Source organism: Pseudomonas synxantha BG33R (genome assembly GCF_000263715.2).
Lineage (GTDB): Bacteria > Pseudomonadota > Gammaproteobacteria > Pseudomonadales > Pseudomonadaceae > Aquipseudomonas > Aquipseudomonas synxantha_A.
The window spans coordinates 1,869,322-1,890,983 of record NZ_CM001514.1 but is presented as its reverse complement, the minus strand read 5'-3'; the positions used below and the strand labels follow the sequence as shown (position 1 = coordinate 1,890,983).

The window sequence follows — 21,662 nt, the reverse complement described above, 5'->3', positions numbered from 1 at the left end:
ATGGCAGAGGTCAAGGCAAAGGTTCTTCAAGCACGCAACTGTACCGATGCTCGTGCAGGAAATGGGTCGGCGGCAACACCGCGGAACACACGGCTTGCGCATACCGGCAACGCGGGTGAAACGCACAGCCTGTAGGCAGATTCAGTGGACTGGGTGGCTCACCCGGCAAGGGATGCGCGGGCAACGGCCGATGCGGGTCAATCTCGGGAATCGCCTCGATCAACGCCGCCGTGTACGGATGACGCGGCGTGGTGAACACCGCTTCCACCGGCCCTTCTTCGACGATCTTGCCCAGGTACATCACCGCCACGCGGTCGCACAGGCGCCGCACGATGGCCAGGTCATGGGCGATAAACAGGATCGCCAGGTTCATGCGTTGTTGCAGTTCCAGCAGCAAGTTGATGATCTGGCCCTGGATCGACACATCCAGCGCGGCCACGCATTCATCGGCAATGATCAGGCGCGGCTCCACCGCCAGTGCCCGGGCGATGCCGACGCGCTGGCATTGGCCGCCGCTGAGGGAGCCCGGTTTGCGCCCGGCCAACTCGGGGCGCAGGCCCACCAGTTCCAGCAGCTCGTTGACGCGTGTCGGGATCTGCTCCACAGCCACCTTGCGCTGCACGCGCAACACCTCGGCGAGGGTTTCGCCGATACTGTGCCGGGGGTTCAGCGCGGCGTACGGGTCCTGGAAAATCATCGCGGTTTCATGGCGCAGGCGGGCGATGTCGATGGCGCTGCCGTGAGCCATATCGATACCGTCAAACAGCACCTGGCCGGCGCTGATCGGGTTGAGGTGCAAAATCGCCCGGCCCAGGGTGCTCTTGCCGCTGCCGGACTCGCCCACCAAGCCGAGGGTTTCACCGGCGGCAAGGTTCAGCGACACCCCGTTCACCGCCCTCACCCACTGCTTGTTCAAACCGAACAGGCCACTGCCGGACGCGGCAAAACGTACCTCCAGGTCCTTGATCTGCAACAGGCTCATGGTCGCCCTCCCAACGGATAGTGACAGGCCACGCGTGCGCCTTGGGGCAACAGCTCGGCGCATAAGGCCCCGGCCTGCGGGCAACGCGGATTAAAGCGGCAACCTTCAGGCAAGGCATCGAGCAACGGCGGCTGGCCAGGGATGGTGCGCAACAAGGCATGACCGCTGCTGTGGGCCGGCTGGCAGTCGATCAGCCCAGCGGTGTACGGATGCTGTGGACGCGCCAGCAGTTCGTATTTGCTGCCGTGCTCGCACAGGCGCCCAGCGTACATCACCGCGATGGAGTCGCAGGTTTGCGCGACCACGCCCAGGTCATGGGTGATCATGATGATCGACAGGCCACGCTGGTCACGCAGGTCGAGCAACAGGCGCAGGATTTGCGCCTGCACCGTCACATCCAGAGCCGTGGTCGGCTCGTCGGCAATCAGCACTTTCGGGTTGCAGCCCAGGGCCACAGCGATCATCGCGCGCTGGCGCATACCGCCGGAAAACTCATGGGGATAGTTGTCGACCCGCGCCTGCGGGTCCGGGATTCCGACCTGGCGCAATACCTCGATAGCCTGCGTGCGCGCGTCCTTTTTTGTAGCACCTTGATGCAGGCGGATGCCCTCGGCGATCTGCTCGCCAATGCGCATCAGCGGATCCAGGTGGCTGCTGGGGTTCTGGAAGATCATGCCCAGTTGCCCGCCCCGCACGGCGCGCATACCGGCGTCATTCAGTTGCAGCAGGTCCTGGCCGGCCAGGCGTACGGCGCCACCTTGCACACGCAGGCCGGGCGATGGCAGCAGGCGCATCAAGCCGCGGCAGGCCATGGTCTTGCCCGACCCGCTCTCACCCACCAGGCCGAGAATCTCACCTTCGGCCAGGTCAAAGGACACACGATCTACCAAGGTGACATCACGCCCGCTGTTGTTGGCGATCACGCTGAGGTCGCGCACTTGCAGCAGGCTCACGAGCGGTCCCCCAACACTTGCGCGACACCGTCGGCCAACAGGCTAAAGCCCATGGCCAGGGTCACAATGGCCAACCCCGGGAAGGTGCAGATCCACCAGGCCGTGGTGATAAAGGCTTGCCCCTCGGCCACCATCGTCCCCCACTCCGCAGTAGGCGGTTGCACGCCCAGGCCCAGGTAACTCACGGCGGCGCCGTTGAGCAACACCAGCACCGCGTCAGACATGGAAAACACGATGGAGCCAAACAGGGCATTGGGCAGCAAATGCCGGAACAGAATGCGCCCATGGCCAAACCCCAGGCTCTTGGCGGCCAGGGCAAACTCGCTTTCCTTGAGCACCAGGATCTGCGAGCGAATCAACCGCGCATACGACACCCAGCCCACCAGTGCCATGGCGATATAAAAGCTCTGCAAGCCAGGCCCCAGAATGGCCATGATCGCCAGCATCAGCACCAGGAACGGGAACGCCAGCACCACATCGATCACGCGCATACAGAAACTGTCGAAACGCCCACCCACATAACCGGACACCGCGCCGACGAAAGTGCCGATGATGAACGGGAAGATCACCCCGACAATCGCCAGTTGCAGGTCGATGCGCGCGCCCCAGATCACCCGCGATAACACATCCCGGCCGTAATTGTCGGTACCCAGCGGATGGGCAAGGCTGGGCGCCAGCAAACTCATGTCGGTGTTTTGCGCGATGGGGTCAAACGGTGCGATCCACGGCGCAAACAGCGCCAGGGCCAGCCACGTCAACAGGATCAGTAGGCCCCAGGCGGCGGTCAGGCGGCCATTGCGAAAGCCAAAGCGCAGGCGCAAGCGCCAGGGTGCAATCAGTGGGCGGCTGCTCATTGCATCTTCACCCGTGGGTCGAGCGCTACCGTCACTATGTCGGCGACGAAGTTGACCACCACCGTGGCACAGGCCAGCACCATCGCCACGCCCTGCACCACCATGTAGTCACGGGTGAAAATACCGCGCACCAGCAATTGGCCGATGCCCGGAATCGCAAACAGGCTTTCGATGACCACCGTACCGCTGATCAGCCAGCCGATGTTGACCGCCAGCAGGTTGACGGCCGGCACCAGGGAGTTAGGCAGTACATGCCGACGAAACACCGCAGCCTCGGACAAGCCTCGGGCCCGGGCGGCGGTGACATGATCGGCCTGCAGCTCCATCAACATACTCGCCCGCAGGTTGCGCACCAGCACCGCCGAAAGCGCCAGGGCGATGGTCAGGCACGGCAACACCATATGGTGGGCCTTGTCCAGCCAGGTCCGCCCATAGCCAGACACCGGGAACAGGCCCCATTGCACGCTCAGCAGCAGGATCAGCATCAAGCCCAGCCAGAACGCCGGCATCCCCAGGCCGACCGTGGTGAAAACGCGGATCAGGTTGTCCGCCCAACCGCCTTTGTGACGCGCCGCTACTGTCGCCAGCGGCACCGCGATCAGCAACGCCAGGGCCACGCTGCCCAGCACCAGCATCAGCGTCGGCTCGATGCGGGTAACGATCAGTTTCAGCGCGTCGACCTTGTACAGCAGCGATTGGCCGAGGTCGCCCTTGAGCAGGTTTTTCAGGAAGTAGAAGTATTGCAGCCACAAGGGCTGGTCGAGGCCGAACTGGGCACGGATTTTCAGCAGCGCATCCGGCGTACTGCGCGAGCCAAGCAAAGCCCGCGCTGGGTCGCCGGGGATCGAGCGCACCAACACAAAAGTGATCAGGCTGATGCCAAACAGCACCGGCAGCAGTTGCAACGGCCGGGACAGGACAAAACGGTAACGCGCCAGGTTCATCCGTCAGCCTCGGTGGCGAGCGAGAAAGTCCAGCAGCACCGGGAAGTACGCTTGAGGTTCTTCATAAAACGGCATATGGCTGCTATTGGGGAATACGTGCAGTTCGGCGTGTGTGGCGGCCAGCTTCATGCGCATGGCGCAGGCGGGGGTCAGTTCGTCGTGCTGGCCGGTCGTGATCAGGATCGGCATCCGGAATTCAGCCATCTCCTTGAGGCGGTTCCAGTCCTTGAGGTTGCCGATATAAAGGAACTCGTTGGGGCCCTGCATGGTTGCGTAGGGCCCCATGTTCCAGTCGCCCAGGGAGCGTTTGAGCGGCTCCGGCCACTCGTCGAGGCGGCACACATGGCGGTAGTTGAGCAAGGTGATGGCGGCCTGATATTGCGGGTGGTCGAGGGCGCCCATGGCTTCGTGGCGCTGCATCATGGCCACGGTTTCGCTGCCCAGGGCGCCACGCAGGCGTTCGAGTTCCTGGGACAGATGAGGAATGTCGCCGACGGTGTTTTCCAGGATCAGGCTTTTCAGCGCATCGGGATAATGGATGGCGTATTCGATACCGAGCCAACCGCCCCAGGAATGCCCGAGCAAATGCACGCGGCCCAGGCCCAGGGCTTGGCGCACGGTCTCGACTTCCTCGACATAACGGCGGATTTCCCACAGCGCAACATCGGTCGGTCTGGCTGATGCGCCCGTGCCAAGCTGGTCGAATGCAACCACTCGCAGGTTATGCGCTTTGAGCCAGCCATGAGCGTCACGCAGATAGTCACACGGCAGGCCTGGGCCGCCGTTGAGACACAGCAGCACTTCATCGCCTTCGCCAAAGCTGTAGACCACGAGGTTATGGCCGTCGACTTGTACGTTGTACTGCTGGTCGGGGGCAATTTCACGCCACATGCATACATTCCTTGTGTTGTATCGGCCTGGCGGGTAGCGGCCGTTTATCAGGTCAACACTACCGAGGATACCGTGCGTCCATAACCTAGTATTTCTTATAGGTTTGGCCTGGCTGTCCTTCGCCGGGGCGTGGCATTCTACTTGCAGCAAGTCGAGATTCAAATGAATTCGGGAGCAGAACGGATGCTGGCCAAGCTGACCGCCTTCAATAATCGCCTCATGCCGGGCAGGAGCCTGGATGAACAGATGGACAATACGTTTATTCTTGCCCAACAACTGGGCTTCGATGCGCTGGTGTACGACTACACGCCGGTGCCCATCGACCTCAATGGCACACTGATTACCCCCTCGGTGTTGCAACTGCGCAACACACCGCCCGACTGGCACGCCTTATGGTGCAGCGAAGGGTTTTACCAGATCGACCCGGTGCAGCACCTGGCGTTGAGCACGGTATCGCCGTTTGTCTGGTCCTATGAAGCGAAAACCGAGACCGCCCTGCAAAAGATCATCGACCCGTGCCACGCCCCCGTTTCCTCGTACCTGCACGAACGTGAACTGACCTGCGGCGTCAGCGTGCCCATTCACTTGCCCCGTGGTGGCTTCGCATCGCTGACCGGCCTGCGCACCGGCAAGGCGCGCACGGTGTTGAAGGACGCACAGCACACATTGGCCGACTTCAGCCTGATTACCCACGCCCTGCAGGAAGCGGCTTACCCGTTGTTCAGCAAGGAACTGCGCGCCTACCCGCACATCCACCTGACCAAGCGCGAACGCGAATGCCTGAAATGGGCCGCCGATGGGCTGACCGCCGCCGAAATCGCCACCAAACTGAGCCGCTCCCTGGCAGTCGTCACCCTGCACCTGGCCTCGGCCATGCACAAGCTGGGGGCCAAGAACCGCGTCCAAGCGGTGGTGCGGGCCACCCATTACCGCTTGCTGGAAGGTTGAGTTTTCGCAAAAACCTAGCTGTTTTGCTAGTTACCTAAACTTTTTGTTCAGATTATCGTAACCCTGATCATTTTTTTCAGAGGGTACGAAATGGAATTCATCGAAAAAGTTCGCGAAGGCTTCGCACCCTTTGGCGCCTACCAGACCTGGTATCGCGTCACCGGTGACCTGGGCACGGGCCGCACGCCGCTGGTGATCATCCATGGCGGCCCGGGCTGCACCCACGATTACGTCGATGCCTTCAAGGATGTCGCCGCCAGCGGCCACGCGGTGATCCACTATGACCAACTGGGCAACGGTCGCTCCACGCACCTGCCCCACAAAGATCCTTCGTTCTGGACCATCGGCCTGTTCCTCGACGAGTTGAACAACCTGCTGGACCACCTGCAGATCAGCGAGGACTACGCGATCCTCGGTCAATCCTGGGGCGGTATGCTGGGCAGCGAACACGCGATCTTGCAGCCCAAGGGCCTGCGCGCGTTTATCCCCGCCAACTCACCGACCTGTATGCGCACCTGGGTCAGCGAAGCCAATCGCCTGCGTAAACTGCTGCCCGAAGGCGTGCACGAAACCCTGCTCAAACATGAACAGGCCGGCACTTATCAAGACCCGGAATACCTGGCGGCCTCGCGGATTTTCTATGACCAGCACGTGTGCCGGGTCAACCCATGGCCCGAGGAAGTGGCGCGCACCTTTGCCCAGGTCGACGCAGACCCGACGGTGTACCACGCCATGAGCGGCCCGACTGAATTCCACGTAATCGGCAGCTTGAAGGACTGGAACGTGATTGGCCGCCTGGACGCGATCAAAGTGCCGACCCTGGTGATTTCCGGTAGGCATGACGAAGCCACACCGCTGGTGGTAAAGCCGTTTCTGGATGAGATCGCAAACGTGCGCTGGGCACTGTTTGAAGACTCCAGCCACATGCCCCATGTGGAAGAACGCCAGGCGTGCATGGGGACCGTGGTGAAGTTTCTGGATGAGGTGTGTTCAATGCCGCACAAAGCCCGCAAGGCTGGCTAGGTTCCAATGTGGGAGGGGGCTTGCTCCCGATGACGGTGTATCAGTCAATATCTTCAGTGGCTGACACACTGCTATCGGGAGCAAGCCCCCTCCCACATTTTTAGACCTCAGTGGTTTCGGGTTTTGCAGCTTTCTTCGAGGTATCCGCTACCAGGGGAATCTCCTTACCTTCAGCATCAAACAACTTCCCACCCCGGTAGTAATCCCCATCACGCAACGCGGCCACATCGCGAAAGCACAAACTACGCTCAGTCCCCGCCACAAACACTGACTGCTGGTCCGAGTTACCCGCGGTGAAGTGGTTGAACGCCAGGTTCAGCAGGATCGCCATGATCGCCGACGAACTGATGCCCGAGTGGAAGATGGTCGCGAACCAGCTCGGGAACTGATCGTAAAAGCTCGGCGCGGCGATGGGGATCATGCCAAAGCCGATGGACGTGGCAACGATGATCAGGTTCATGTTGTTGCGGTAATCCACCTTGGACAGCGTACGAATGCCACTGGCCGCGACCGTGCCGAACAACACGATCCCCGCGCCACCCAGCACCGAGGTGGGCACCGCCGCGATCACCCGCCCCATAAAGGGCAACAGGCCCAGCACCACCAGGAACACCCCGCCGGTGGCCACCACAAAGCGGCTCTTCACCCCGGTCACCGCCACCAGGCCGACGTTCTGGGCGAACGCGCTTTGGGTGAACGAACCGAAGATCGGCGCGAACATACTCGACAGCATGTCGGCGCGCAGGCCATTGCCCAGGCGCTTGGAGTCAACCTTGGTGTCGATGATCTCGCCCACCGCGAGGATGTCCGCCGAGGTTTCCACCAGCGTCACCATCACCACGATGCACATGGAAATGATCGCGGCCACATGAAAGGTCGGCATACCAAAGTGGAAAGGTGTAGGAAAGCCAAACATCGGCCCTTGCGTGACGCTGGAGAAGTCAGCCATGCCAAGCAGTACGGCGATTATTGTGCCGATCACCATTGCCAGCAGGATAGACAAACGCGAGATGGTAGCGCTGCCGATTTTGCTCAATAGCAGCACCAGCACCAGAGTCAGGGCCGCGAGGCCGACATTCGACATACTGCCGAAATCCGCCGCACGGCTGTTGCCGCCCATGGCCCAGCGCGCAGCCACTGGCATCAGAGTCAGACCGATAGTGGTGATCACGATGCCGGTCACCAGTGGCGGAAAAAATTTGGTAATGCGTGAAAACACCGGGGTGATCAACAGGCCGATCAACGACGCGGCCATCACCGCACCGAGAATTGCCGGAATACCTCCCGCCCCGTCGCTGCCAACAATCGCCACCATGGTCGCCACACCCGCGAACGACACGCCCTGCACCAGTGGCAACTGACAGCCGAAGAACGGCAGGCCAAGGGTTTGCAGCAACGTGGCCAAGCCACCGGCAAATAACGACGCGGCAATCAACAGACCAATATCCGCCGGCGACAACCCGGCGGCCTGGCCGACGATCAACGGCACGGCGACGATGCCGCCGTACATGGTGAGTACATGCTGCAGGCCGTAAGCCATGTTGGCGGCAACGCCCAGATTTTCATCTTCGGGCCGCTGCGGTGACGCCTTCGGGATAGTCATGGTGAGGGGGTCTCTGTTTTTGTTGTGCGCTCACTGTATGCAATGTTCAGACTGTATGTCCATAGAGTTGTATACAATCAATCGAACAAGATACCCTCCCGCGGCGTTACAAAAACAATCCGGCCGTCATGAGCCAGAACGCCAAAGGACAAAAATAATGAAAAAGGCACTACAGGGCGCAACCGTTGCATTGACCCTTCTGGGCGGTGGTGAGGCTGTGGCAGTGGAATGGATGAACAACAGCGTAGGATTTCGCTACGGCCAGCACTTCACCAATCCGAACAACCCCGACGATTTCAGCAAGCGCATCTACAGCTTCACCCACGCCAGCGGCTACCGCTACGGCAGCAACTTCCTCAACCTCGATGTGTTTCTGTCCGATAGCCGCGACCCACGCAAGGGCACCGACCATGGCGGCAGCGAGGTGTATGCCGTGTACCGGCACCAGCTATATGCCTCGCGCGTGTTCGATCTGCCGCCGGGTACCGGGTTGATCAAGGATTACGCCCTGACCCTGGGTTTCGACGCCAACCGCAACAACAACTTCGCCTCAGCCAAAAAGCGCGCGCTGTTGATCGGCCCGACCTTGAAGTTCAACACCGTCGGCGTGCTGGACCTGAGCCTGATGTACTACAAGGAAAAGAACCACACCGGCATTCCCGGCGCACAAGAGTCGAACCACACCTTCGACGACACCTACATGCTTAACCTGACGTGGATGCGCCCGTTCGAGGTCGGCAACCATGCGGCGAAATTCCAGGGGTTTATCAATTACGTCGGGGAGAAAGGCGAGGACTACCATGGCCGCGATACGGCACCGGAAGCGCTCATGCGCACGGCGCTGATGGTGGCGGTACGGCCGGGTAAAAGCGTCAAGCCGAACCTGTACCTGGGGGTGGGGTATGAATACTGGCATAACAAATTCGGCGTGGACGGTGGCCGGGGAACCCGCACCTCAACCCCCACCCTGAACATGGAAGTGACGTTCTAACTGAAGAAACTCAAAAAAATGTGGGAGCTGGCTTGCCTGCGATAGCGGTGTATCAGTGCCAGATGGGCTAACTGACAGACCGCTATCGCAGGCAAGCCCCCTCCCACAGTTTGATCGTATTGTCAGCTCAGGCGCTGGCCAGTTCGGAAGTATTGCGCTTCGGCCGTGCCAGCCAATACCCCAACACCGCCAGCGGCGCCGTCGCCAACATCACAATCACCGTGATCATCAGCGGTTGCTCGATCATCGACGACACCAACAAGCTGGCCAGGAAGCACAGGCCCAGTTGCAGGGTGTTTTGCAGGGCCGCGGCCTTGCCGGAGTTTTCTGCAAACGGCATCAGCGCATTCGCCACCACGATCGGGTAGCTGGCGCCGTTGCACAGCGCCATCAGGCAGAACGGAATCAGTAAGGTGGTCAGGGTCGGCACGCTCAAGGTGGCCACCAGGTACAGCGCCACCATGCTCAGGCAATAGGCGCCCAGCAACCACGGCAACAGGGTTTTGCCCGCCAGGTGCTGCAAGGCGCTGCGGCAACTGTAGCCGCCAACGAGAAACGCCAGGGTCGGCAGTACGTAGCTCAGGCCGATGTCATTCGGGCTGTAGCCCATGCCGCCGAGGATGAACGGCGAGGCCGTGAGCCATGCGAAGAAGCTGGCCGAACAGGCGGCGAAAATCATCACGTTGCCGGTAAACACCCGCGAGGTGAGCAACTGTCCGTACCCCAGACGCGTGGGTCCGCCCTTGTGCTCCACACGCTTGGGCAGACTACGCAGGAACAAGGTCGGCAACAGCAGCAATAGCGAGACCACCAGCAACACGCCGAAGATCGCCTGCCAGCCAAAGTGATTCAACACCATGGCGCCCAACAACGGTGCAAGAGCCGGCGACAGCGACATCAATGGCATGATGCTGGCGAAGACGCGATGGGCCTTGTCGGCCGGGTAGCGATCAATCACCAATGCCTGCCAGCTCACGGCTGCGGCACACACGCCAATCGCCTGTATAAAGCGCAGCGCCAGCAGTTGTGGGGTGGTCTCGACCCAGAACATGCCCAGGCAACCGAGCACAAACAGGCTCAGGCCGGCAAGCAGGATGGGTTTGCGCCCCAAGCGGTCCGAGAGCGGCCCCCACACCAACTGCCCCACCGCAAAGCCGGCGAGAAAAATGCTCAAGCTGGCGCCCACCGCGCCAGCACCAATATTCAACTGCTCGCCCATGGCGCCAAACGCCGGCAAGTACATGTCCATGGCGAGATAGCCGAGCATACTCAGCCCCGCCAGATACCAGGTAAAACCAAAAGAATTTTTCATCGAAGCCTTGTAAAAACTGCCATCAAACTATTTGCTGACTGGCGCCCATTATGAAGCTGACAAAATCTGTGTGAAGCGATAATAATTGGACACTCTCATCAATAATTTTGAAGGCAGCCCACATGTGGTCGGAATATTCTCTGGATGTGGTCGACGCCGTCGCCCGTCACGGCAGCTTCAGCGCCGCCGCCCAGGAACTGCACCGCGTACCGTCGGCCATCAGTTACACCGTACGCCAACTTGAAGAATGGCTGGCCGTGCCCTTGTTTGTGCGCCGGCATCGCGACGTGGAACTGACCCCCGCAGGCCGCCTGTTTATCGACGAAGCCCGCAGCGTGATGAAGAAAATGCTCGGCACCCGACGCTTGTGCCAGCAGGTGGCCAATGGCTGGAGCGGCCAGTTGAAGGTGGCGGTGGACTCCATCGTCAAACCCCAACGCTGCCGCCAACTGGTGCTGGACTTCTATCGGCAGTTTCCCGAGGTGGAACTGCTGCTCGAATACGAGGTGTACAACGGCGTATGGGATGCGCTGGCCGATGAGCGCACCGACATCGTGATCGGCGCCACCAGCGCGGTGCCGGTGGCGAGTCACTTCAGCTTCCGCGACATGGGCCTGCTGAACTGGCTGTGTGTGGTCAGTGTTCGGCACCCCTTGGCGGCGGTGGAAGGCTTGCTCAGTGATGACCAATTGCGCCCTTTCGCCTCACTGTGCATGACCGACACCTCGCGCAATCTGCCCAAGCGTGACACCTGGACCCTGGATAACCAGCGCCGCCTGGTGGTGCCCAACTGGGCTTCGGCCCTGGATTGCCTACGCGATGGGCTGTGTGTAGGGATGGCGCCGGCCCATCAGGTATTGCCATGGATCGAGCGCGGCGAGTTGGTGGCGCTGCAATTGAGCCGGCCCTTTCCAGCCAGCCCATCATGCGTGGCGTGGGCGCAGAGCAAGCTTTCGCCGGCCATGGCGTGGTTGCTGGAATACCTGGGAGATACCGAAACCATGAACCAGGAATGGCTGAATGGCCCCTCCCTCTGAACCCCTCCCACACTTTGATTGCATTTCAAGCCAGTAGTCGGGTGATGGCACGTACGATCATTTCGACTTCCTTGCTGTGCAACGTCAGCGGCGGCAACAGGCGAATGATCTTGCCCCGTGTGACGTTGATCAGCAGCCCGTGCTCCTGGGCGGCACGTTGGGCCAGGTCGCGATAAGGGCTGGCCAGCTCAATCCCGATCATCAAGCCTTTGCCACGAATTGCCCGGACGTGCGGGTGCCCGTCCAGCTCCATGCGCAAGCGCGCCAGCAAGTGTTCGCCCTGGTGTGCGGCGTTTTGCAACAAGCCTTGCTCATGAATGATATCCAGCACGGTGCAACCGACACGGCACGCCAGCGGGTTGCCACCAAAGGTACTGCCATGGCTGCCTGGAGTGAACAGCGCAGCAACCGCGGCACGGGCCAGACAGGCGCCGATGGGCACGCCGTTGCCGAGGCCTTTGGCCAGGGTCATTACGTCTGGCACGATGCCTTCGTGCTGGAAGGCAAACCAGGCGCCAGTGCGCCCGATGCCGGTCTGGATTTCGTCGAGCATCATCAGCCAGCCGTGGCGCGTGCAGTGATCGCGCAAGGCTTTGAGATAACCCACTGGCGCCACCACCACACCACTTTCACCCTGGATCGGCTCAAGCAGCACGGCTGCGATGCGCGTGCCGAACTGCGCAGTGATCACCTCCAAAGCCTGCATATCGCCAAAGCCTACCTTGATGAAATCCCCCGGCAGGCGCTGAAAGCCCAGGCGCACCGATGGCCCGTCACTGGCGGCCATGGTGCCCAGCGTGCGGCCGTGAAAGGCGTTTTCCATCACCACCACCAACGGCTGTTCAATGCCTTTTTTCCAGCCATGCAAGCGCGCCAGTTTCAGGGCTGTCTCGTTGGCCTCAGCGCCGGAGTTGTTGAAGAACGCGCGATCGAGCCCCGACAGCTGCGCCAGGCGCTGGGCCAGCTGTTGTTGCCAGTCGATGCTGTAGAGGTTGGAGGTGTGCAGCAGCAAGCCGGCCTGTTCACTGATGGCCGCCACCAGCTTGGGGTGGGAATGGCCGACATTGGTCACTGCCACGCCGGCGACAGCGTCCAGGTATTCGCGGCCCTGCTGGTCCCAGAGGCGCGTGCCCAGGCCACGGGTGAAGCTCAGGGCCAAGGGTTGGTAGGTGCTCATCAGGCAGGCGGCGGTCATGGTTGCGGCTCCAGTGCATCGTTGCGGTGATGGAAGTATCGTTAACCACCTGCGCTGGATAAACTGCGAATATCTGCAATGACTTTAAATCAGGGCTTGATAATGGATCTTTTTCAGGCAATGTCGGTGTACGTGAAAGTGGTCGAAACCGGCAGCATGACTGCCGCCGCGCAAGAATGCGGGATGTCGACCACCATGGTGGGCAACCATCTGCGGGCGCTGGAGCAACGGCTGGGTGTGAGCTTGCTCAAACGCACCACGCGTAAGCAGAACCTGACCGAATTTGGCGGGCAATATTACCAGCGCTGCCTGGAAGTGCTGGGGCTGGTGGCGGACTCCGAACTGCTGGCCGAGCAGATCCACAGCGAAGCCCCTAAAGGCAGCCTGCGTATCACCGCGCCTCCTGTGTTCGGCACCGAACGCCTGGTGCCGGCCTTGAGCGAGTTTTCCCAGCGTTATCCACTTATCGACCTGTACGTAGTGCTGGGCAATGAACGCATGGACCTGGTCGACAGTGGCTTCGACGTAGCGATCCGTCTCGGTGAACTGGGGACCTCCAGCCTGATCGCCCGGCCCATGCAGCCCTACACGCTCACCCTCTGCGCATCACCTGCCTACCTGGCGCGACGCGGCACGCCGCAGACCCCGCAGGACCTGCAACAACATGACTGCCTGGCGTTCGCCTACCCTGCGAACGACAACTGGCGTGACACCGACAAACTGTGGCGCATGAGCGAGGATAGCAGCGAGGTGGAGGTTCCGGTGGCGGGTTCATTGACCATCAACAGCTCGCAAGGCTTGCGCCAGGCGGCCGTCAACGGCATGGGCATCACGATGCTGGCCGATGCCCTGGTGCAACCGGACCTGGAGAGCGGCAAGCTGGTGGCCCTGTTAACCACGTATAAATTGCCCAGCCGCCCGATGCACCTGCTGTATCGCCATGACCGTTACCGCCTGCCCAAGCTGCGGGCATTCGTCGATTTCGTCATGGAAAAGTGGGCACATTAAAGGCCACGCCCAACGCCCGCAGACGCGCGGCGGTACGCTCGGCAGATACATGATGAATGCCCTGCCAGCCCAACGCGATAGCAGCCTCGGTGTTGCCGGCGACATCGTCAATAAACACCACTTCACGCGGTTTTATGTCCGGCAGGTGAGCGCGGACCTGATCAAGGCTGGCGTGGTAGATCGCCGGGTCAGGCTTGATCAATTTCAACTCGCCGGACACGACGATGTTTCGAAAGAGTTGCAGGAACGGATAGTGGGCCCGGGCGTAGGGGAAGGTCTCCGCCGACCAGTTAGTAAGCCCGAACAACGGCATATCGGCCTTGTGCAAGGCCTTGAGAATCGCCACGCCGTCGGCTAACTCACCGCGCAGCATCTCGTGCCAGCGCTCGTAGTAAGCCTGGATCAAGGGTTCGTGATCGGGATGCAGGTCAATCAGGGTGCGGGTGGCTTCGGCCAGGGTACGACCGGCATCTTGCTCGGTGTTCCAGGCCTGGGTGCAGATGTTGTCGAGAAACCACTGCCGCTCTGCCTCATCGGCAATCAGCTTGCGGTACAGGTGCTGCGGGCTCCAGTCGAACAGGACACCGCCGAAATCAAAAACTACTGCACGAATCGTCATCAGATCCTCCGTTAGCGTGGCTTGATAGCAGCTGGAGTCTGGCAGATCTGGAAGAGAGAGGCGCGCGTCGGGGCGTAAGAAGTGTCTGAAAAGACTCGGATCAAATGTGGGAGGGGGCTTGCTCCCGATAGCAGGGTGTCAGCCACTGAAGATAGTGACTGATACGCCGCCATCGGGAGCAAGCCCCCTCCCACATTTTGGTCCGGATCAGACCTTAAGCTTGAATCAGGCCGTTGATTTTGACGGTCGGGTTCACATCCGCGTCGTAATCCACGCCATCGACTTCAAAGCCGAACAAGCGCAGGAACTCGGCCTTGTAGCCGGCAAAGTCGCTGATCTCATTGACGTTGTCGTCGGTAACCTGATTCCACAGCGCGGCCACGGCGTCCTGGACCTTGGGTTCCAGCTCAGCCAGGTCGGCGCGCAAGCGGCCATCGGCGTCGAGCTTAGGTTCTTTACCGTACAGGCTGTCCTTGAACAGGCCGTAGACTTGCTCGATGCAGCCTTCGTGGGTGCCCTGCTCTTTCATCACCTTGAACAGCAACGACAGGTACAGCGGCATGATCGGGATCGCCGAGCTGGCCTGGGTGACCACGGCCTTGAGCACCGACACGCGGGCGTCGCCCTTGAGCGCCGCGAGGTTTTCGCGCAGGGTCAGGACTTTCTTGTCCAGGTCTTTCTTGGCTTCGCCGATGGAGCCGTTCCAGTAGATGTCCTGGGTCAGCTTCTCACCGAGGTAGGTGAAGGCGGTGGTCTTGGCGCCTTCGGCCAACACATCGGCGTCACGCAGGGCATCGATCCACAGCTGCCAGTCTTCGCCGCCCATGACCTTCACGGTGCCGTCGATTTCTTCCTGGGTTGCAGGCTCAAGCGTGGTGTCGACCACCACGCCCTTGTCGGTGTTGATACCGCGCAGGGTGACGGCCTTGCCGATTGGCTTCAGGGTGGAGGTGTGCACCACGCCTTGCGGGTCGGTACGGCGCGGCGCGGCCAGGCTGTAGACCACCAGGTCGATCTTGCCCAGGTCTTTCTTGATGGTCTCGATGGTCAGGCGCTTGATCTCGTCGGAAAACGCGTCGCCGTTGATGCTCTTGGCGTACAGGCCTTTTTCCACGGCAAACTTCTCGAACGCCGCGCTGTTGTACCAGCCGGCGGAGCTCAGTTTGCCTTCTTCGCCTTCTTTCTCAAAAAACACGCCCAGGGTGTCGGCGCCGCAGCCAAACGCAGCACTAATGCGCGCGGCCAGGCCGTAGCCGGTGGAGGCACCGAGGACCAGTACCTTTTTAGGGCCGCCTTCGATGACGCCGTTTTTGATTACGTAGTCGATCTGCTCTTTGACGTTCGCTTCACAGCCAACAGGGTGGGCGGTCACACAGATAAAGCCACGAACCCGCGGTTTGATGATCATAAAAATTTCTGCCTCTTCCAAGGTGCCGAAGGCCAATGGTGGCCATTCAACTTCAATCGTACCGGTCTATGACGTCCAAAAAACCGAAGCGTCACGATAGTCGCAAATCTTCTGTTCTCAAAATTCAATCCACAACGCCCCCGGCTCGCCCCAGCAGGGGGTTAAAAATTGTGCAGAGGCTTCACAATTTTCGAACCATTTAAAACGCCTGCGCGGCCCATAAAGCCCTATCATGACGATATTGTTTCATTATGTTTCAAAGTTGGAGCCATGTTTCATGAGCAAAAGTGCTGTCGGCAAGAAGCTGGTGTCCCTCGCCTGGGTACTCGGTGTGTTGCTATTGATGGGCTGTTTTCCGCGAACCTGCCTGGTGTTTCTGCTGCTGGTGGTGGTGTGCGGTGTCTATGATTTCTTGCGCAACGGCCTCTACGACCGCGCCACCATCAAGAAATACTTCATCGGCAACGGTCGCAATACCTGGGTGCTGGCACCGTTCAACACCCTGCTCGATCTGCTGAGCAGCCGCAACCGGCATGTCTATACCCTGCAAGACCTGCCACCGGCCTGGCGCGAAGACCTGCAACAGGTGATCGACGACGCCATGGCCCGCAAGGATGAAATCATCGGTTACCTGGACGAACGCATGGCCGAGAAGAAACGCGGCATGTTGTTTTTCCAGTGGTACGGCCGCCCCATCGAGACCACGCTGGATATCCCGCAACTGCGCAAGAAACTGCCATTCGTGAAGACCATCGGCGTCTCGGCGTTCAACGAAAACCGTTCCACGTCCTTTCACTTCGGCCCCCTGCGCATGATGTTCCGCGTGCTCTACAACATGGCCCCGGCGCCCCACCACGAAGGCGTGTATATCCAGGTAGGCAAGCACAAGCACTACTGGCACGACGACCCGCTGTTTATCTTCGATGACACCCTGATGCATGCGTCCTTCAACAAAAACGACGCCAAGCGCTACTGCCTGTTCATCGACATCGTGCGCCCGACCTTGCTGCCGTCAGTGCTCAACGCCGTGATCGCAGGCTTTGCCGGGCTGGTCTTTACCCTGCGTCGGGTTTTCTACAAAAACTGGAAGCTGATTCAGTAAGTTCTGCGGCATGATGGTGCTGGACGGTATTTGCGCTGGGCCTCGCGCCTGAGGTAAATAACCGTCTCGTGCGACCTTAATTGGCGCTCACCATTCTCAAGCCATCGCCCCGAAACGGGCGCGGTGGCTGTGCTTTCAAGGAATCAGAATGCCCCAACGTCAAGTCATCAATGCCTCCGTCAGCCCCAAGGGCAGCCTCGAAACCCTGTCCCAACGTGAAGTGCAGCAACTGAGTGAAGCCGGCACCGGCAGCATCTACACCCTGTTCCGCCAATGCGCCTTGGCCATCCTCAACACCGGCGCGCATATCGACAACGCCAAGACCATCCTCGACGCCTACAAAGACTTTGAAGTGCGTATTCACCAGCAGGACCGCGGCGTGCGCCTGGAACTGCTCAACGCCCCGGCCGATGCCTTTGTCGATGGCGAGATGATCGCCAGCACCCGCGAGATGCTGTTCAGCGCCTTGCGTGACATCGTCTACACCGAGAACGAACTGGACAGCCAGCGCATCGACCTGAGCAACTCCCAAGGCATCACCGACTACGTGTTCCACCTGCTGCGCAACGCCCGTACGCTGCGCCCGGGTGTGGAGCCCAAGATCGTGGTGTGTTGGGGCGGCCATTCGATCAACACCGAAGAATACAAATACACCAAGAAAGTCGGGCACGAACTGGGCCTGCGCAGCCTCGACGTGTGCACCGGTTGCGGCCCTGGCGTGATGAAAGGCCCTATGAAGGGCGCGACCATTTCCCACGCCAAGCAACGCATCACCGGCGGGCGTTACCTGGGCTTGACCGAGCCAGGCATCATCGCGGCCGAAGCACCGAACCCCATCGTCAATGAGCTGGTGATTTTGCCGGACATCGAAAAACGCCTGGAAGCCTTCGTGCGCGTCGGCCACGGCATCATCATCTTCCCCGGCGGCGCCGGCACGGCAGAAGAGTTTTTGTACCTGCTGGGCATCCTGATGCACCCCGACAACCGCGACGTACCGTTCCCGGTAGTGTTGACCGGGCCCAAACACGCCGCGCCTTACCTGGAACAATTGCACGCGTTCGTCGGCGCCACCCTCGGCGAAGCGGCTCAGCAGCATTACCAGATCATCATCGACGACCCCGCCGAAGTGGCGCGCCAGATGACGGCCGGCCTCAAGGCGGTGAAGCAGTTCCGCCGTGAGCGTAACGACGCGTTCCACTTCAACTGGCTGCTGAAGATCGACGAAGGCTTCCAGCGCCCGTTCGATCCTACCCACGAAAACATGGCCAGCCTGCAACTGAGCCACGCGCTGCCGCCCCATGAACTGGCAGCCAACCTGCGCCGGGCGTTCTCGGGGATCGTGGCGGGTAACGTCAAGGACAAGGGCATCCGCCTGATCGAAGAGAACGGCCCGTATGAGATCCACGGCGACCCGGCGATCATGAAACCGCTGGATGAATTATTGAAGGCGTTCGTGGCCCAGCACCGCATGAAGCTACCGGGCGGCGCGGCGTATGTGCCGTGCTATCGCGTGGTGCAGTAAGCCAGCGGCGGTCGGTCATAGTTTGTATCTGTTTGGGGCGTAGCCAACGGTGTGAGTATCGAGCATTCGGACTAGGGTTTTACTACCGACTGACTCACACCTGCGAGCGACCTATGGACCAACGGATATTGTCCTCTGTCATTCCTTACCCTAAGGTAAGGAATATCACGATGGAGATCTTCACTATGGCTACCGCCACACTCACTTCAAAAGGGCAAATCACCATCCCTGTCCAGGTCAGGACAGCCCTGGGCCTGGAAACAGGCGACCGGGTGGAATTCGTCGAGATGGAAGACGGCAAGTTTTCCATGATCGCCGCCAGCAAAACCGTCAAGGACCTCAAGGGGTTGATCCGCAAACCCGCTCACACCGTGTCTATCGAAGACATGAACCGAGCCATCGCGGCCCAGGGAGCAACCGCTGGATGATTGGCCTGGATACCAACGTGCTGGTGCGTTATGTGACCCAGGACGACCCGGTTCAATCAGCTAAAGCATCCCAACTGATCGAATCGCTCTCGGCCGCCTCGCCAGGCTTTGTCAGCCTGGTGACGCTTACGGAGTTGGTGTGGGTGTTGCAGTCCTGCTACCAGTCGGCCAAAAGCGACGTGGTGACGGTGCTGGAAACCTTGTTGCACACACGGGAGCTGACCGTCGAGCACGCCGATATCATCTGGCAGGCATTGCGCAAGTTCAGCGCAGGCAAAGCCGACTTTGCCGACTGCCTGGTTGAACGCTGTGGCCATGCGGCGGGGTGCGAGTACACCGCCACCTTTGATCTGAACGCGGCCAAGGCAGCGGGGATGAAACGGCTCGACTAGCCCGTATTTTTTGTAGGAGCGAGCTTGCTCGCGAAGAACGTCAACGATAACGCGAGCAGTCAGGTTGCACGCGGTGCCTGTGAGTTTTTCGCGAGCAAGCTCGCCCCTACAGAGGGAGAGGAAATGGGGTCAGCGAACCCAGCCGCCGATCTGCCAGTGGTAGCCATCATTACGCTGCACCCAGTGCGGGTGTACATAACGATAGCCCTGGCGCACCGGCTCCCAATGGCCGTGCACCGCCACATAGCGCCCGCCTTCCCAACGCCAGTAACCGCGTGACCAGATATAACCTTCGCGCACCGCCGGCTCGACTTCGATCACCTGCACCGGCGGCGGTTGCGGCGCGACCACATCAACGTACTCATGCTGCACCGGCCTGCGCTCATGCACAACACGCTCTTGCACACACCCGGAAGCGGCGACCACCATGGCGGCCAATGCTGCATAACGTAGCAACATACAAAACCCTCGGGCGCGAACGCCCAACACCTGCACTGGTAAAAATCCCCCTTTGTTTCAGCCACGCTCCTGCTTGGCCCTGGGTACTTTTTAACAGGCGGTGTCTGTCGGGTTGCTGAACCTGCCAGCCTCAGGAAGTACAGGCGACAGTCGGTCGCTTCAGGCGCACCAGCACCAACCCCGCCACGACTACAGCAATGCCCGCGTAGGTCGATGCGTGGATCACATCACCAAACATCAACGCGGCCCACACCAGAGTCACCGGCGGCTCCAGGTACACCAGCGCCGCCACATGGGTGGCAGTCATCACCCGCAGCAGCATCCACAGGCTCAAATAGGCGAGGAAGGTGGAGAACACCGTCAGCCACACAATCGAGATCAGTACGTTGGTGTCATGGGGAACACTCAGGGTGTCGGTGTAGATCACGGCCGCGGTAAAACCTATCAAGGTCAACAGCGACTGGATAAACAGCGGCAATACCAACCCGCTGTCCTGGGCCTGCACCGAGCGACGCTCGTACAAAGTCGCCAGTGTCAGCCCAAGTGCCGACACCAGAGGCAAGAGATACATGACCAGCCCGACACCCTGCCCGCCACCGCCATACTGCCCGGCAATCACAATCGACACACCGACAAAGCCGATCATCAACCCCAACCACTGCCAGCCGCCACTGCGCTCGGACGCCATGCCCGTCGACAATGCCGCGGTCATCAACGGCTGCAACGCCGCAATGATCGCCGCGATCCCGGGCGGTAGACCGTTCTGGATCGCCACGTAGAGGCAACTCAAATACAGGAACTGCGACAGGAACCCGACAACCGCGTGATGACGGATCTGCTGCCAGGTCACCTCCAGCAACCGCTTGTTCAGGAACAGCGCCAGGCACAGCGAGACCAGCAGGAAACGCCAGAACAGCAGATTGAACGCCCCACCACCCTGGGTGCCGAGCTTGGCGCCGATAAAGCCTGAACTCCACGACAAAACGAAAACCGCCTGCAACAGCAGCAACCCTAAGGTAGATCGCTTCATATCGCCTCCCATCGCTGTGATTTGACTCAAAGGCTAAAGGCTGCACATGCTTGCGTATATTTGAATTACACAAACAACAAATCCGAAAAAGCCGAATTATGCCTAAACAACTGAATATCGAGCTGTTGCGCACCTTTCACGCCGTAGCGCGCTTTCGGCGCTTTAACGAGGCGGCCGAGCATGTGCACCGCAGCGCGTCCACCGTCACCACGCAAATCCAGAAGCTGGAGGACCAAGTCGGACAGCGTCTGTTCAGCCGCAGTAACCAGGGCGTGGAATTGACGCTGTACGGCCAGAAACTGCTCGGCGAAACCACCGAATTTCTCAAGAGCCATGACCGCCTGCTGATTTCGCTGATGCCCCAGCGCATGCAGGGCAAGATCCGCCTGGGGGTGCCGGATACCTACGCGCCCGCCTTCATCCAGGAATTTTTACCGCGACTGATCGCTGACAACCCCCTGCTGGAACTGGAGATCGAAGCGCGCACCAGCGGTGAGTTACTGGACTTATTCACGGCCAACCAACTGGACTTGGCGATCACCGTCAGCGCGCACCCGCTCGCACAAGGTGAACGCCTGGGGGCCGTGCAGCCGCTGTGGGTGGCGACCGAAGGCTTCAACTCGCCGCCGAACGTGCCATTACCCATCACTGTGCCCATCACTGGCTGCCCCTATCGCGCCGCAGCGCTGCAGTCGTTGAAGGATCATGGGGTCTACCACCGGCTACTGCTGGAAAGCCCCAACTCGTCTGCGGTCGAAGCCTGTGTACGCAGTGGCGTGGCGGTTGGCCTGATGGAGCAAAGCCGTATGGGCGAAGGGCTGATCCACATGTCAGAACTGCCACCTCTACCCGCGCAGCATCTGTACCTGATGTGCGATACCGGCAATGCGCTGGCGCTGCATGTGCATGAGCAAATCCGCCACTTCAAGGTCTGAACTGCGCCCACAAAAAAGCCCGCTGA

General features: G+C 60.3%; 22 protein-coding genes. 10 read left to right on the top strand and 12 right to left on the bottom strand.

The features are described 5' to 3' along the window. Positions 1–10 precede the first annotated feature (10 nt). Genes PSEBG33_RS18555 through PSEBG33_RS18575 form a run of 5 tightly spaced genes read right to left on the bottom strand, consistent with a single transcriptional unit; the run spans position 11 to position 4,624 of the window. Positions 11–982, bottom strand: a complete 972-nt coding sequence (locus tag PSEBG33_RS18555; protein ID WP_005786284.1) for an ABC transporter ATP-binding protein — start codon at positions 980–982, stop codon at positions 11–13. Next, a complete protein-coding gene (locus tag PSEBG33_RS18560; protein WP_005786283.1) occupies positions 979–1,935 on the bottom strand; it encodes an ABC transporter ATP-binding protein in 957 nt (318 codons plus the stop codon). Before PSEBG33_RS18560 ends, PSEBG33_RS18555 begins: the two co-directional genes overlap by 4 nt. Beyond that, positions 1,932–2,789: an ABC transporter permease gene (locus PSEBG33_RS18565; protein WP_005786281.1), complete on the bottom strand. Its 858-nt coding sequence runs from the start codon at positions 2,787–2,789 to the stop codon at positions 1,932–1,934. The genes PSEBG33_RS18560 and PSEBG33_RS18565 overlap by 4 nt, the downstream gene beginning before the upstream one ends. Further along, positions 2,786–3,733 carry an ABC transporter permease gene (locus PSEBG33_RS18570; protein ID WP_005786280.1) on the bottom strand — a complete coding sequence of 316 codons (948 nt, stop codon included), beginning with the start codon at positions 3,731–3,733 and terminating at the stop codon, positions 2,786–2,788. The genes PSEBG33_RS18565 and PSEBG33_RS18570 overlap by 4 nt, the downstream gene beginning before the upstream one ends. Before the next feature lie 3 nt (positions 3,734–3,736). After that, positions 3,737–4,624: a proline iminopeptidase-family hydrolase gene (locus PSEBG33_RS18575; protein WP_005786278.1), complete on the bottom strand. Its 888-nt coding sequence runs from the start codon at positions 4,622–4,624 to the stop codon at positions 3,737–3,739. Between the two features lie 183 nt (positions 4,625–4,807). Between PSEBG33_RS18575 and PSEBG33_RS18580 the strand changes: the two genes are divergently transcribed. Further along, positions 4,808–5,572, top strand: coding sequence for a LuxR family transcriptional regulator (locus tag PSEBG33_RS18580; protein WP_005786276.1), 765 nt, complete (start codon positions 4,808–4,810; stop codon positions 5,570–5,572). A 90-nt stretch (positions 5,573–5,662) separates the two neighbouring features. Continuing rightward, positions 5,663–6,595 (top strand): proline iminopeptidase-family hydrolase, encoded by a 933-nt coding sequence (locus PSEBG33_RS18585; protein WP_005786275.1) that lies wholly within the window; start codon positions 5,663–5,665, stop codon positions 6,593–6,595. A 100-nt stretch (positions 6,596–6,695) separates the two neighbouring features. On the opposite strand, the gene PSEBG33_RS18590 is transcribed toward PSEBG33_RS18585, so the two are convergent. Further along, entirely contained in the window at positions 6,696–8,198 is a 1,503-nt protein-coding gene (locus tag PSEBG33_RS18590; protein ID WP_005786273.1) for a nucleobase:cation symporter-2 family protein, read from the bottom strand. A gap of 157 nt (positions 8,199–8,355) precedes the next feature. On the opposite strand from PSEBG33_RS18590, the gene PSEBG33_RS18595 reads away from it, so the two are divergent. Beyond that, complete coding sequence (locus PSEBG33_RS18595; protein ID WP_005786272.1) at positions 8,356–9,189, top strand: hypothetical protein; 834 nt, start codon at positions 8,356–8,358, stop codon at positions 9,187–9,189. 127 nt (positions 9,190–9,316) lie between these two features. Here PSEBG33_RS18595 and punC read toward each other — a convergent pair whose 3' ends face one another. Continuing rightward, positions 9,317–10,501, bottom strand: coding sequence for a purine nucleoside transporter PunC (punC, locus tag PSEBG33_RS18600; protein WP_005786270.1), 1,185 nt, complete (start codon positions 10,499–10,501; stop codon positions 9,317–9,319). A 122-nt stretch (positions 10,502–10,623) separates the two neighbouring features. On the opposite strand from punC, the gene punR reads away from it, so the two are divergent. Further along, positions 10,624–11,538, top strand: a complete 915-nt coding sequence (punR, locus tag PSEBG33_RS18605; RefSeq protein ID WP_005786268.1) for a DNA-binding transcriptional activator PunR — start codon at positions 10,624–10,626, stop codon at positions 11,536–11,538. A 25-nt stretch (positions 11,539–11,563) separates the two neighbouring features. Here punR and PSEBG33_RS18610 read toward each other — a convergent pair whose 3' ends face one another. Then, on the bottom strand, positions 11,564–12,733 hold the full coding sequence (locus PSEBG33_RS18610) for an aspartate aminotransferase family protein (RefSeq protein WP_005786266.1): 1,170 nt from the start codon (positions 12,731–12,733) through the stop codon (positions 11,564–11,566). Positions 12,734–12,835: 102 nt separating this feature from the next. Between PSEBG33_RS18610 and PSEBG33_RS18615 the strand changes: the two genes are divergently transcribed. After that, the gene (locus PSEBG33_RS18615; protein WP_005786265.1) at positions 12,836–13,741 is read left to right on the top strand and encodes a LysR family transcriptional regulator; all 906 of its coding nucleotides are present in this window, start codon (positions 12,836–12,838) and stop codon (positions 13,739–13,741) included. On the opposite strand, the gene PSEBG33_RS18620 is transcribed toward PSEBG33_RS18615, so the two are convergent. Then, positions 13,719–14,360: an HAD family hydrolase gene (locus PSEBG33_RS18620; RefSeq protein WP_005786263.1), complete on the bottom strand. Its 642-nt coding sequence runs from the start codon at positions 14,358–14,360 to the stop codon at positions 13,719–13,721. The genes PSEBG33_RS18615 and PSEBG33_RS18620 overlap by 23 nt on opposite strands. Positions 14,361–14,574: 214 nt before the next feature. Then, positions 14,575–15,768 (bottom strand): enoyl-ACP reductase FabV, encoded by a 1,194-nt coding sequence (fabV, locus tag PSEBG33_RS18625; protein ID WP_005786262.1) that lies wholly within the window; start codon positions 15,766–15,768, stop codon positions 14,575–14,577. Between the two features lie 277 nt (positions 15,769–16,045). On the opposite strand from fabV, the gene PSEBG33_RS18630 reads away from it, so the two are divergent. From PSEBG33_RS18630 to PSEBG33_RS18645, 4 genes are all read left to right on the top strand, one after another. Continuing rightward, the gene (locus PSEBG33_RS18630; protein ID WP_032803380.1) at positions 16,046–16,870 is read left to right on the top strand and encodes an aspartyl/asparaginyl beta-hydroxylase domain-containing protein; all 825 of its coding nucleotides are present in this window, start codon (positions 16,046–16,048) and stop codon (positions 16,868–16,870) included. A 148-nt stretch (positions 16,871–17,018) separates the two neighbouring features. Beyond that, positions 17,019–18,392 carry a nucleotide 5'-monophosphate nucleosidase PpnN gene (gene ppnN, locus PSEBG33_RS18635; RefSeq protein WP_005786258.1) on the top strand — a complete coding sequence of 458 codons (1,374 nt, stop codon included), beginning with the start codon at positions 17,019–17,021 and terminating at the stop codon, positions 18,390–18,392. A gap of 170 nt (positions 18,393–18,562) precedes the next feature. Continuing rightward, the gene (locus PSEBG33_RS18640; protein ID WP_005786256.1) at positions 18,563–18,820 is read left to right on the top strand and encodes an AbrB/MazE/SpoVT family DNA-binding domain-containing protein; all 258 of its coding nucleotides are present in this window, start codon (positions 18,563–18,565) and stop codon (positions 18,818–18,820) included. Next, a complete protein-coding gene (locus tag PSEBG33_RS18645; protein WP_005786254.1) occupies positions 18,817–19,212 on the top strand; it encodes a PIN domain-containing protein in 396 nt (131 codons plus the stop codon). Before PSEBG33_RS18640 ends, PSEBG33_RS18645 begins: the two co-directional genes overlap by 4 nt. A gap of 129 nt (positions 19,213–19,341) precedes the next feature. Here PSEBG33_RS18645 and PSEBG33_RS18650 read toward each other — a convergent pair whose 3' ends face one another. Together PSEBG33_RS18650 and PSEBG33_RS18655 are read right to left on the bottom strand one after the other, a co-directional pair. Further along, entirely contained in the window at positions 19,342–19,671 is a 330-nt protein-coding gene (locus PSEBG33_RS18650) for a YXWGXW repeat-containing protein (RefSeq protein ID WP_005786252.1), read from the bottom strand. Between the two features lie 130 nt (positions 19,672–19,801). Further along, positions 19,802–20,701, bottom strand: coding sequence for a DMT family transporter (locus PSEBG33_RS18655; protein WP_005786250.1), 900 nt, complete (start codon positions 20,699–20,701; stop codon positions 19,802–19,804). 98 nt (positions 20,702–20,799) lie between these two features. On the opposite strand from PSEBG33_RS18655, the gene PSEBG33_RS18660 reads away from it, so the two are divergent. After that, the gene (locus tag PSEBG33_RS18660) at positions 20,800–21,636 is read left to right on the top strand and encodes a LysR family transcriptional regulator (protein WP_005786248.1); all 837 of its coding nucleotides are present in this window, start codon (positions 20,800–20,802) and stop codon (positions 21,634–21,636) included. The last annotated feature ends 26 nt before the right edge of the window (positions 21,637–21,662 follow it).

Bases quoted from the DNA above. Each gene is read 5' to 3' on its own strand.
- PSEBG33_RS18555 (WP_005786284.1), bottom strand. From the start codon at position 982: ATGAGCCTGTTGCAGATCAAGGACCTGGAGGTACGTTTTGCCGCGTCC.
- PSEBG33_RS18565 (WP_005786281.1), bottom strand. From the start codon at position 2,789: ATGAGCAGCCGCCCACTGATTGCACCCTGGCGCTTGCGCCTGCGCTTT.
- PSEBG33_RS18570 (WP_005786280.1), bottom strand. From the start codon at position 3,733: ATGAACCTGGCGCGTTACCGTTTTGTCCTGTCCCGGCCGTTGCAACTG.
- PSEBG33_RS18575 (WP_005786278.1), bottom strand. From the start codon at position 4,624: ATGTGGCGTGAAATTGCCCCCGACCAGCAGTACAACGTACAAGTCGAC.
- PSEBG33_RS18580 (WP_005786276.1), top strand. From the start codon at position 4,808: ATGCTGGCCAAGCTGACCGCCTTCAATAATCGCCTCATGCCGGGCAGG.
- PSEBG33_RS18585 (WP_005786275.1), top strand. From the start codon at position 5,663: ATGGAATTCATCGAAAAAGTTCGCGAAGGCTTCGCACCCTTTGGCGCC.
- PSEBG33_RS18590 (WP_005786273.1), bottom strand. From the start codon at position 8,198: ATGACTATCCCGAAGGCGTCACCGCAGCGGCCCGAAGATGAAAATCTG.
- PSEBG33_RS18595 (WP_005786272.1), top strand. From the start codon at position 8,356: ATGAAAAAGGCACTACAGGGCGCAACCGTTGCATTGACCCTTCTGGGC.
- punC (WP_005786270.1), bottom strand. From the start codon at position 10,501: ATGAAAAATTCTTTTGGTTTTACCTGGTATCTGGCGGGGCTGAGTATG.
- punR (WP_005786268.1), top strand. From the start codon at position 10,624: ATGTGGTCGGAATATTCTCTGGATGTGGTCGACGCCGTCGCCCGTCAC.
- PSEBG33_RS18610 (WP_005786266.1), bottom strand. From the start codon at position 12,733: ATGACCGCCGCCTGCCTGATGAGCACCTACCAACCCTTGGCCCTGAGC.
- PSEBG33_RS18615 (WP_005786265.1), top strand. From the start codon at position 12,836: ATGGATCTTTTTCAGGCAATGTCGGTGTACGTGAAAGTGGTCGAAACC.
- PSEBG33_RS18620 (WP_005786263.1), bottom strand. From the start codon at position 14,360: ATGACGATTCGTGCAGTAGTTTTTGATTTCGGCGGTGTCCTGTTCGAC.
- fabV (WP_005786262.1), bottom strand. From the start codon at position 15,768: ATGATCATCAAACCGCGGGTTCGTGGCTTTATCTGTGTGACCGCCCAC.
- PSEBG33_RS18630 (WP_032803380.1), top strand. From the start codon at position 16,046: ATGAGCAAAAGTGCTGTCGGCAAGAAGCTGGTGTCCCTCGCCTGGGTA.
- ppnN (WP_005786258.1), top strand. From the start codon at position 17,019: ATGCCCCAACGTCAAGTCATCAATGCCTCCGTCAGCCCCAAGGGCAGC.
- PSEBG33_RS18640 (WP_005786256.1), top strand. From the start codon at position 18,563: ATGGAGATCTTCACTATGGCTACCGCCACACTCACTTCAAAAGGGCAA.
- PSEBG33_RS18645 (WP_005786254.1), top strand. From the start codon at position 18,817: ATGATTGGCCTGGATACCAACGTGCTGGTGCGTTATGTGACCCAGGAC.
- PSEBG33_RS18650 (WP_005786252.1), bottom strand. From the start codon at position 19,671: ATGTTGCTACGTTATGCAGCATTGGCCGCCATGGTGGTCGCCGCTTCC.
- PSEBG33_RS18655 (WP_005786250.1), bottom strand. From the start codon at position 20,701: ATGAAGCGATCTACCTTAGGGTTGCTGCTGTTGCAGGCGGTTTTCGTT.
- PSEBG33_RS18660 (WP_005786248.1), top strand. From the start codon at position 20,800: ATGCCTAAACAACTGAATATCGAGCTGTTGCGCACCTTTCACGCCGTA.